Source organism: Microcystis sp. LE19-10.1B, assembly GCF_027530565.1.
Lineage (GTDB): Bacteria > Cyanobacteriota > Cyanobacteriia > Cyanobacteriales > Microcystaceae > Microcystis > Microcystis aeruginosa.
The window spans coordinates 1-6,735 of sequence record NZ_JAPZQM010000201.1 but is presented as its reverse complement, the minus strand read 5'-3'; the positions used below and the strand labels follow the sequence as shown (position 1 = coordinate 6,735).

The window sequence follows — 6,735 nt, the reverse complement described above, 5'->3', positions numbered from 1 at the left end:
GATATTGAGATGGTTTTCCTCTAAGCTTGTACTCTAAAACAAACATTTTGCGTTATCGACCTACCACGCAAACTACTCTAGCATACTAAAATTAAATTGGCAACTATAGATTAGAGTTATTCTTAGTCGTGCTTCGCTGTTGTATGCTGGTCAGCTTTTCATCTCCGAGGTGAAACCGAGGGTTCCTTCAAGCCGACATTATAGGTAAAAACAGACGTTTCTTCGTTACTTGGTATAGTTCGATAGGGTGGCATAAATGGACTAAATTATTATCTGGCAAAAGACTTAATTGATTAGTTCGCTCTATATCAAAATCAATTGATAAAAATCGCTAAATGCCTTTCTATATAAGGATTTCATCTTTGGCAATCCTTTCCTTTGCATAAAACAAACCGAAGAACCTTATTTAGGGTTTGCGGCAAAAAGCTTTTCGGTGGTGGCAGGGTGTGGGGTAGTGGGGGAGTGGAGCATTTGGCTGAAATTTCCCTAAACCCCTAAATCCCTATCACCCTATCACCCGACTCCTGAATACTGACTCCGCGAGAGATTAACTTGCTTGGGAGGAGACAAAACCCGATAACTCGCGAAAACGGATCTCATCGCGGTGGGGATCAGAGCGACTAACTTGTACTTGAAAGCGATCGCCTAAAGATACCGAACGCTCAAAACGATGGGGTAATTCTAACCCCAATTCCTCCAATAAAATTAAGCCTAAATTTTCCTCTTCCCGCAGCCAGCGTAAAACCAAAGCTTGCCAGACTTGATCTCCCTGTCGTCGCAAAAATTCCAAACTCCAATAACGATTAGTTTGTCGTTCCACCGAGGTGGCTTCTTGGGCCGAACTAGCGACACTATAGAGAATTTCCTGCATTCTATCCCGGGTAAAAGGCAGTTGATCGCCCCGGAGATGGGCTTTTAGTTGAAAATGGGTCAAAAGGTCAGTATAACGGCGAATTGGCGAAGTTACTTGGGAATAGGTATTCAATCCCAGACTAGCATGACGGTTAGGAATCGTCGTCATCTCACTGCGCGGCATACAGCGACGCAAGGCACAGGAACGCACCGGGCCCGCAGGTAGTAAAATTAACTCCTCATCGGGGGGTAATTCCGGTTGTGGTTGTCCGCGGAAAGGCACGGGGATCTCGTGTTCCTGACAGTAGCGACCGGCGATTTCTCCAGCTAAAATCATCATTTCCGCGACTAATTGCCGAGATGGGGAAACTTCCTGCAATTCTACGATAATTTCGTCGTTATCCTTCACCTTAATCGATGATTCTGGCATTTGGATGTTAATCGATCCCTGAGATTTGCGCCATGCGTGGCGTTGTTTGGCCCAACGGTTGAGAATCTTCACTTCCGGTTCATGCTGCAGATCCAGATGTAACATTTCGTCCACATCTTCGTAGGTGAGGCGATAGGTAGGTTTAATTGTACTAGGATGGATCCGATAATCGGCGATCGCCCCCGTTTCATCGAGGATTACCCCAAAACTCAATGCGGGACAAAGTTTACCCTGTACCAAACTCATTGGACCGGCGGCCAACTCTAGGGGAAACATGGGAACCATTCCCGTGGGAAGATAAAGACTGGTACTGCGACGACGCGCTTCTAGGTCTAATTCATCATCGGGAAGCACTAAACGGCTAGGATCGGCAATATGGATCCAGAGACGATGACCACCATCCGCAAGCATTTCCACCGATAATCCGTCATCGATTTCCTCGGTACTTTCATCGTCGATGGTATAAATTTTTTGGTGGGTTAAATCGAGACGATTGTTGACATCCGCATCCGCAGGGGGATTGAGTAAATTAAGACGCGCCACATCAAGTACCTTTTTCGAGAATTGAACGGGGTAGGAACTGCGTCGCAGGAAAAGGTTTTCGTGACTACTCCACCATTTCAAATCGACTAACAATTCAAAAGCAGCCTCGGGGGTTTGGGAACGGCCCAGCAGCGAGAGTATGTCCATGGCTGCTGGATATTTTTGTTCGGGTTGGAGGATAAATTTTTCTAGAGATTCCAGACGAATTCGATCGCTTTCTGACCATTCTACCGTTCCACTGGCCAGGGCCTGTTGGAGACGTTGGAGAAATTGGCTTTTTTCCCGTTGACGCTGTTGTTCCACCTCTAGCTGGTGTTTGATTTCCTCTACCTGATTTTCCGATCGGGCTTCGTAACCATCCCCTTTATTTTTAAAATAAACTTTATCATCACTCAAGAGACAATGGGCCGCATAGCAAAACTGCGGACTGCGATCGGAAAAGAGAATCTCGGCCATGGTTTCGGGAGTGACTAACTGATTTTCCCCGGCTAATAATTCCCAGGCCACTTCTAAACCACTAGCATCTAGATAGGGTTGGACTTCCCGCAGAAAATTGCCAATCTCCATATAGTTGGACGGACCTGCTTTGATAATGTAATCGAAGCGTTGGGGACGCAGTTTATGCGGGTTTCCCCCTTGATCGATGACGATCCAATCTTTTTTACCTTCTGGGCGATCGATCACCCCTAAGCGCCTTTCTCCTTGAACTCGAAATTCTACCAGCGTTCCCTTTTCCACTGCTTCCCCTTACTGCCTATCTATTTTGTCTATTTTCTATCATCCTCGATCGATTACTCGATCGGCAAGAGCAATCAACAATCCCCACCCACTAGATAGGTATAACGTCGCAAACTGCGTTCATAATCCTGTAGGAGTAATTGGGATTCTTCCACAGTCATGCGATTTTCCTGCAAAGCTTGTTCACAACGAAGACGAATTCTTTCTAACAGGTCTTCTGCGGAATACTGCACATAACTTAATACTTCCGTGATCGTATCTCCTTTGACTAGATACTCGATATCGTATCCCTTGGGACTCATCTGAATATGTACCACGTTAGTATCGCCAAAAAGATTATGTAAATTGCCCATAATCTCTTGATAAGCACCCACCAAAAACATTCCTAGATAATAGGGTTCTGGAGAATGTTTACCGTTTTTGTACTCCAACGGATGCAATTCTAAAACTGATTTTACGTCCCCGCGCAAATCGATAAACTGGGCAATTTTCCCGTCACTATCACAGGTTAAATCGGCGAGAATCCCTCTTTGGGTAGGTTCTCGATCGAGACGATGGATCGGCATAATTGGAAATAGTTGATCGATCGCCCAACTATCGGGAACTGACTGAAAAACCGAGAGATTGGCATAATAAATTGAGGCCATAATTTGCTCTAAGTCTTCCAAGTCATCGGGAACATAATCCTGTTGTCGGGCCACTTGCAGAATTTTGTGACAACAAGCCCAGTACAATTGTTCGGCTCTAGCTCGTTCCTTGAGACTGAGATAACCGAAATTAAACAGACTAATCGCCTCCTCTTTGAACTGTCCCGCATCGTGATAAGCTTCCTGATAATTGCGCTCATCGATACCCGTGTAGGTTTCCCAGAGATTACGGAGGATGAGGTGTTCTTTCCCATTGCAGGGATCGGGAGGGTTTTGGGGAACCTCACTACTTCCCAAGATATCAAAGACTAACACCGATTGATGAGAAGCGATCGCCCGGCCACTTTCACTAATGAGAATCGGGGGTGAAATCTGGGCATCTTCACAAGCTTCCTTGACCTCGGCCACGATATCATTGGCATAATTCTGCATATTGTAGTTTTTTGAGGCGTAGAAGTTAGTTTTTGAGCCATCGTAATCGACCCCTAAACCACCCCCCACATCGAGATAGGTCATATTTGCCCCTAATTTCGCTAATTCCACATAAATCTGACTAGCTTCGCGAATGGCATCCTTAATGACGCTAATAGCGGAGATTTGCGACCCGATATGATAGTGCAGCAGTTGCAGACAATCTAACATCCCCGCTTGTTCTAATTCCGTCACCACCGTTAAGATTTCCGGGACGGTTAAACCGAATTTTGCCCGGTCTCCGGTGGAACATCCCCAACGGCCCACCCCTTTTGTCCCCAGTTTCGCACGCACTCCCAAATGAGGGGCAATTCCTAACTGACGACTGACGCGCAGGGTTAAATATAATTCTTCCAATTGTTCGATGACAATCAAAGGCCGATGACCGAGACGAGTGGTCAAAAGAGCAGTTTCCAGGTATTCTTTGTCCTTATAGCCGTTACAAATTAGCAATGGTTGTGTTTTGTCATTTTTGCCGTTTAACGCAGGTTCTAGGGTAGCTAAAGCAATCATTAGCTCAGGTTTTGAACCAGCCTCAAGCCCAAATTGATAGGGTTTACCAAAACGCACTAAAGACTCGACGATGTGACGGTGTTGATTGCACTTGATCGGATAGACACCGCGATAGACGTTGGGATAATTATAACGGGCGATCGCTCGGTTAAAACAGGCATTCAGGCGCTCGATCCGATCCTCAAGGATGTCACTAAACCGAATTAACAGGGGTAAACCGATATTTCGCCGCTTAATCGCCGAAACTAACTCGTATAAGTCCAAAGAACCGCCCCTTTCTCCCTGAGGCGAGACGGTAATATTTCCTGCGGCATTAATCGAGAAATAAGGTTCTCCCCAGCCTTGGATGCGATAGAGATTTTCGCTATCTTCGATCGACCAATGTTTAACGGGGGCAACTTTTTCGAGGTTGTTACCGTCAGAAGGGGTCAGATCGATTGGAGATAATTGCTTTTCTAGTTTCTTAAGTTGAGTTTTACCCGCCATTGTCTATCGATCGCTCCGTGTGAGACTCCGATCTTCTATCTTAAGTCAGACTTCCTGTCTGCGACCAAGATTCCGATCGTGATAGAATTTACTAGCCGTTAGGAGGCAGGATTCAGGAGTCGGTCGTCAGGAGACAGGAGATAGGAGATTATTTGTATTTTCTCCCCATCCCCCATCACCCTAGGGTTGATTCATAGTAGGGTTGATTCATGAATCAACCCTACCCATCACCCCGTTCCCCTGTTCCCTTCTCCCCAAAATTTTATAGTGAACCGCTTATGCAATTATTAGACTCAAAAGGACGTTTATTCGGTAAATTTAGCTTGCTTGATATCGGAGCGGCCTTAGTAATTTTATTGACAATTATCGGTATTTTTGTTGTACCGGGGACAAGTGGTAAAAGTACGATCGCTCAAGTTACCAAAGAACCCATAGAAGTGGATGTTATTGTCCGGGGTTTAAGTGTTCTCAATCCCAATGCTTTGATTAATCAATTCAATACCGAGAAGAAAACTAATATTGTTATTCGTAATCAACCGGCTGGTCAAGTGGATATAAAAAATGTTAAACCTTTATCGAGAAATGTCTTAGTTCCGCAGCCGGATGGTAGTGTAAAAGTCCTACCCGATCCCCGCACGGAAAACTATTCTCAAGATATGATTATGACTCTCAGTGGTCAAGCGGAAGTTACTGATACTGGTGCGGTTGTTGGCGGTCAAAAGGTGAAAATTGGCACTTTAATCGAGTTAGAAGGAGATAATTATAATTTCAACACCAGTGTTATCGATGTCCGTTTACCAAAAAGGTCTTAGTTAGTAAACAGTGAGCAGTAAACAGTGGGGAATTATGAATTATGAATTATTAATTATGAACTAGGGAGCAGGGAGAATATAGCGTTTCTCACGCCTGTGTGGCACAGTTAAACCTTTGCTGATTAAGCTTTTCACCATCGACAATGTACCTCTTGCCAACAGGAAACGCTATAAATAAAACCAATCTCCTGACTCCTGACGACCGACTCCTGAATCCTGACGACCGACTCCTGACGGCTAAAAAACTGATAAGAGGATTAACTGCTATTTATACACCGCCTTTAGCTCGTTTGATCGAGCAGTTACAAAAATTACCCGGGGTGGGACCCAAAAGCGCTCAACGTCTGGCCCTCTATATTCTCAAACGACCGGAACAAGATGCGATCGAATTGGCCCAGGCGATCGTGGCAGCCAAAAAACAAGTAGGATTATGTCAGGTTTGTTTTCATCTTTCGGCCGAACCGATCTGCGAAATTTGCCGCAATCCTAACCGGGAAACGGGGACTATCTGTGTGGTAGCTGACTCCAGAGATGTGATTGCTTTGGAGAAAACTAGGGAATATTCGGGCAAATATCACGTTTTGGGCGGTGTTATCTCGCCTATGGATGGGATTGGACCGGATCAATTAAATATACAGTCTTTAGTCACCAGAGTCAGCCAGAAAAAAATTCAGGAAGTTATCTTAGCTATCAGTCCCAGTGTCGAGGGAGAAACCACGACTTTGTATATCGGGGGTTTACTGAAACCCTTCACTAAAGTTACCCGTATCGCTTTTGGGTTGCCCATGGGCGGCGATCTGGAATACGCTGATGAAGTAACCTTAGCGAGAGCTTTAGAAGGTCGTCGGGAATTGTAAAATCTCGCCAAGGTTGGGATTAAGTAGGGTTTGCTGAATAAATGTGAAATGTAGGCAAGGTAAGGGTTTTGTGGCTTTTCTCGTGAAACAGGTGCAAGATTTTGAAAGAATCGTGCTTCAACACCTTGCGTCTTCATCGGCCCGTGTCCTGTAGGGGCGAAGCATTCGGGCAATAACCTATCGGTGAAACGTAGATTTTCTATCCGAATGCTTCGCCCGTACTTTTTGCCGCAAACCCTAAGTAGGGCTTGCTGAATAAATCTAAAAACCTTGTTGGATAAGACTTTTGGACTTTTTTCCCCTCAAAAAGTACCAGATATGGGAGTGATCAGGGGGAAATTCAGGGACTTTTTCCCTGAAAATTAGGTAATTGACCCCCTCAAAAT

At 45.1% G+C, this 6,735-nt stretch carries 4 protein-coding genes; 2 read left to right on the top strand and 2 right to left on the bottom strand.

Annotated elements, in window-relative coordinates:
• Positions 1-547: 547 nt before the first annotated feature.
• Together O9332_RS07420 and speA are read right to left on the bottom strand one after the other, a co-directional pair.
• Positions 548-2,563, bottom strand: a complete 2,016-nt coding sequence (locus O9332_RS07420) for a ribonuclease catalytic domain-containing protein (protein WP_288024622.1) — start codon at positions 2,561-2,563, stop codon at positions 548-550.
• A 74-nt stretch (positions 2,564-2,637) separates the two neighbouring features.
• Complete coding sequence (gene speA, locus O9332_RS07415) at positions 2,638-4,680, bottom strand: biosynthetic arginine decarboxylase (protein ID WP_288024620.1); 2,043 nt, start codon at positions 4,678-4,680, stop codon at positions 2,638-2,640.
• Between the two features lie 278 nt (positions 4,681-4,958).
• Between speA and O9332_RS07410 the strand changes: the two genes are divergently transcribed.
• Together O9332_RS07410 and recR are read left to right on the top strand one after the other, a co-directional pair.
• Positions 4,959-5,492 carry a DUF4330 domain-containing protein gene (locus O9332_RS07410; RefSeq protein WP_002737551.1) on the top strand — a complete coding sequence of 178 codons (534 nt, stop codon included), beginning with the start codon at positions 4,959-4,961 and terminating at the stop codon, positions 5,490-5,492.
• Positions 5,493-5,758: 266 nt separating this feature from the next.
• The gene (recR, locus tag O9332_RS07405) at positions 5,759-6,349 is read left to right on the top strand and encodes a recombination mediator RecR (RefSeq protein ID WP_043999193.1); all 591 of its coding nucleotides are present in this window, start codon (positions 5,759-5,761) and stop codon (positions 6,347-6,349) included.
• Positions 6,350-6,735 lie beyond the last annotated feature (386 nt).

Bases quoted from the DNA above. Each gene is read 5' to 3' on its own strand.
- speA (WP_288024620.1), bottom strand. From the start codon at position 4,680: ATGGCGGGTAAAACTCAACTTAAGAAACTAGAAAAGCAATTATCTCCA.
- O9332_RS07410 (WP_002737551.1), top strand. From the start codon at position 4,959: ATGCAATTATTAGACTCAAAAGGACGTTTATTCGGTAAATTTAGCTTG.